General features: G+C 63.1%; 5 protein-coding genes. All 5 read right to left on the minus strand.

Going from position 1 to position 3,404, the window contains the following annotated elements; all coding sequences use genetic code 11:
• On the minus strand, positions 1 to 529 hold a 529-nt coding region (locus FSO04_RS45290), incomplete at its 3' end, for an ABC transporter substrate-binding protein (RefSeq protein ID WP_166618396.1).
• Between the two features lie 46 nt (positions 530 to 575).
• Positions 576 to 1,814 (minus strand): CaiB/BaiF CoA transferase family protein, encoded by a 1,239-nt coding sequence (locus tag FSO04_RS45295; RefSeq protein ID WP_154567926.1) that lies wholly within the window; start codon positions 1,812 to 1,814, stop codon positions 576 to 578.
• A gap of 122 nt (positions 1,815 to 1,936) precedes the next feature.
• Positions 1,937 to 2,533, minus strand: a complete 597-nt coding sequence (recR, locus tag FSO04_RS45300) for a recombination mediator RecR (protein WP_063496327.1) — start codon at positions 2,531 to 2,533, stop codon at positions 1,937 to 1,939.
• Between the two features lie 274 nt (positions 2,534 to 2,807).
• Positions 2,808 to 3,134, minus strand: coding sequence for a YbaB/EbfC family nucleoid-associated protein (locus FSO04_RS45305; protein WP_007182071.1), 327 nt, complete (start codon positions 3,132 to 3,134; stop codon positions 2,808 to 2,810).
• A 63-nt stretch (positions 3,135 to 3,197) separates the two neighbouring features.
• The coding region (locus FSO04_RS45310) for a hypothetical protein (protein WP_154567928.1) at positions 3,198 to 3,404 on the minus strand (207 nt) is incomplete at its 5' end.

Genomic DNA, 3,404 nt, shown 5'->3' on the forward strand with positions numbered 1-3,404 from the left:
CCCCTGCGCCCACCCCGATGAACGAGACGTCTTTCGCGGTCAGTCCGGCTTTCGCCAGCACGAAACTCGCCATGATCGAGGTCGACGAACCCGGCGCGGTCACGCCGATTTTCTTGCCTTTCAGATCGGCGATCGACTTGTAGTTCGGCATCGCTTTCTTCGATATCGCGAGCACGATCTGCGGCGCGCGCCCTTGCAGCACGAATTCACGGAACGACTGCTTTTGCGCCTGAAGCAGCAAGGTGTGCTCGAACGCGCCGGAAACCACATCCGCGCTGCCGCCCACTGCCGCCTTCAGCGCTTGCGAGCCGCCGGCGAAATCCGAGATTTCGACGTCGAGTCCTTCGTCCTTGAAGTAATTGCGACGCTCGGCAATCGTGAGCGGCAAGTAATAGAACAGGTTCTTGCCGCCGACGGCGATCGCCACCTTGGTGGTTTCGGGCTTGCCCTGTGCGAAAGCGAACGGCGTGGCGGCGAACGTGGCGCCCGCGAGCGCCGCGCTACCGGCGAGGAAGGTTCTGCGTTGCATGGTCTCTAGTCTCCGAACTTTTGTTGTCTTTTTGCCGCGCGCTCACTCACACAATCTGTTGCGCATGCAACCTTGCAATGTGGTCAGAATCATAACCCAGTGATTGAAGGACTTCATCGGTATGTTCACCCAGTTCCGGGCCTAACCAGCGCGTCTCGCCGGGGGTTTCCGAGAGTTTCGGCGTCACCGACGGCAGCGTGATCTCCTGACCGTCCTGCCATTCGAAGCGCTGGATCATCTGGCGCGCCATGTATTGCGGATCGGTGAACATGTCCGCGACGCTGTAAATCCGGCCGACCGGCACGTCGGCGGCGTTCAGCACAGCGAGCGCTTCGTCGATGGTGCGCGTGGCGAGCCATGCGGCGATCGCGCCGTCGATTTCCTGGGTACGCGGCACGCGGCCGTCGTTGTGCGCGAGCGCTGGATCGTTCGCCAGATCTTCGCGTTCGATAGCGATCATGAGGCGCTTGAAGATCGGGTCGCTATTGCCGCCGATGACGATGCTGCCATCGCGGCACGGATAGGTGTTCGACGGTACGATCCCCGGCAGCGACGCGCCGGTGCGCTCGCGCACCATCCCGTACACGCCGTACTCCGGCACCACGCTCTCCATCATGTTGAAAACCGCTTCGTACAGCGCGACGTCGACGACCTGCCCTTTACCGCCATTCACCTGCTTGTGATGCAGCGCCATCAACGCCCCGATCACGCCGTGCAGCGCAGCAATCGAATCGCCGATCGAAATGCCGATGCGCGGCGGCGGCAAATCCGGATAGCCGGTGATGTGGCGCAAGCCGCCCATCGATTCGGCGATCGCGCCGAATCCAGGCCGGTCGCGATAGGGCCCGGTCTGGCCGTAGCCGGACAGACGCACCATCACGAGGCCGGGGTTTTCCGCCGACAGGACGTCATAACCGAGCCCGAGCTTCTCCAGCAAGCCCGGCCGGAAATTCTCGACGACGATGTCAGCTTCTTTCGCCAGACGCCGCACGATCTCCTTACCCTCTTCGGCTTTCAGATTGATCGTGACGGATTTCTTGTTGCGCGCCTGAACGGCCCACCAAAGCGACGTGCCGCCGACTTCCGGATAAAGCTTGCGCCATTTGCGCAACGGGTCGCCGCCTTTGGGATCTTCGATCTTGATGACATCGGCGCCGAACTCGCCGAGAAAGCGCGCGGCGAACGGGCCGGCGATCAGCGTGCCGAGTTCGAGCACCTTGACGCCGGCGAGCGGGCCTTTCGGTGTGGCGATGACGTTGGCGCTGTGATCGGGATTGACGCTCATGTGTCTCCTCTGTGTTCTGTGCTTGCCTCGGCGCGGCGCGGCTGGACGTGTTGCGGAGCGGTCCTGCCCGGCGCGCTCGGGTATTGCAGGCGCCGCGACATGGCGCTGCCGGTTACGTCGCGCTACATCGAGCGCCGGTCGAGCATTGCGCGGGCGATCGTGCCGGCGTCGACATACTCGAGTTCGCCGCCCACCGGTACGCCGCGCGCGAGGCGCGTCACGGCAAGACCGCGCGCCTTGAGCGTCTGCCCGAGGTAATGTGCGGTGGCCTCGCCTTCGTTCGTGAAATTGGTTGCGAGCACGACTTCCTTGACGATGCCATCCGACGCACGCTTGACCAGGCGGTCGAAATGGATCTCCTTCGGGCCGATGCCGTCGAGCGGACTGAGCCGCCCCATCAGCACGAAATAGAGGCCGCGATAGGTCATCGTCTGTTCGAGCATGATCTGGTCGGCAGGCGTCTCGACGACGCACAACAACGCAGGATCGCGCTCCTCATCGAGGCAGACCTCGCAGATCTGCGCTTCGGTAAAGGTGTTGCACTTCTCGCAGTGCTGCAGATGTTCAGTCGCGAACAGTAGCGAACGGCCGAGCTTCTCGGCGCCGTCGCGATCGTGCTGCATCAGGTGGTACGCCATGCGTTGCGCGGATTTAGGCCCGACACCGGGGAGCACGCGCAGCGCTTCGACGAGCGCCGACAAGGCGGAAGGTTGTTTCATGCGGATCGGCGGTGTCGAAGTGGGTGTTGCCCGGTATGGCCCGGTATGCGGGTGGCGATGCGGTTATTTCTGGTTGTTGCTATCAGCTCGACAACAGATCGGGCAGGCGTGCCCGACGATCGAACTGAACTGAACTGAACTGAACTGCACCGATGCAAACTTGCGCGCACCGGGAACTGCGAACTGAGCAGGTATTTGAACGAGCCCGGCTCGCGTACTCAACTCATGCCGCGGTCAAAGCCGCGGCATGAGCCCCTTCCTGCAGCGACGTCGCTCAGAACGGCAGCTTGAAGCCCGGCGGCAGCGGCAGACCCGAGGTCATACCGCCCATCTTTTCCTGAGCGGTGGCTTCGGCCTTGCGCACGGCGTCGTTGAACGCAGCGGCGACCAGGTCTTCAAGCATGTCCTTGTCGTCGGCGAGCAGGCTCGGATCGATCGATACGCGGCGCACGTCGTTCTTGCAGGTCATCGTCACCTTGACGAGACCGGCGCCCGACTGTCCTTCGACTTCGATCAATGCAAGCTGCTCCTGCATCTTCTTCATGTTTTCCTGCATCTGCTGGGCCTGCTTCATCAGCCCGGCGAGTTGGCCTTTCATCATGGACATGCTCCTTCTTGATAGCGTGAAATCCGGAAAATCGGGTGCGCCGCAAGGCGCGGCGAATCAGTGAGCGGACGGCGCGCCATTCGGGCCGACGTCCTGCGTAATCGGGCGGATCGAACCGGGCACGATGCTCGCGCCAAACTCGCGGATCAGCGACTGCACGAACGGATCAGCGCCGATTTCGCGCTCCGCTTCCTGCTGGCGCTGGGCGCGCATGGCGGCGTCGTGCGCGGCCGCCGTGTGGCGCGCCGGGCCGGCTGCGACCAG

Source organism: Paraburkholderia madseniana, assembly GCF_009690905.1.
Lineage (GTDB): Bacteria > Pseudomonadota > Gammaproteobacteria > Burkholderiales > Burkholderiaceae > Paraburkholderia > Paraburkholderia madseniana.

What these genes read in the sequence shown, in the direction of transcription:
- FSO04_RS45305 (WP_007182071.1), bottom strand. Translation starts at nt 3,134, where the DNA reads ATGATGAAAGGCCAACTCGCCGGGCTGATGAAGCAGGCCCAGCAGATG.
- FSO04_RS45295 (WP_154567926.1), bottom strand. Translation starts at nt 1,814, where the DNA reads ATGAGCGTCAATCCCGATCACAGCGCCAACGTCATCGCCACACCGAAA.
- recR (WP_063496327.1), bottom strand. Translation starts at nt 2,533, where the DNA reads ATGAAACAACCTTCCGCCTTGTCGGCGCTCGTCGAAGCGCTGCGCGTG.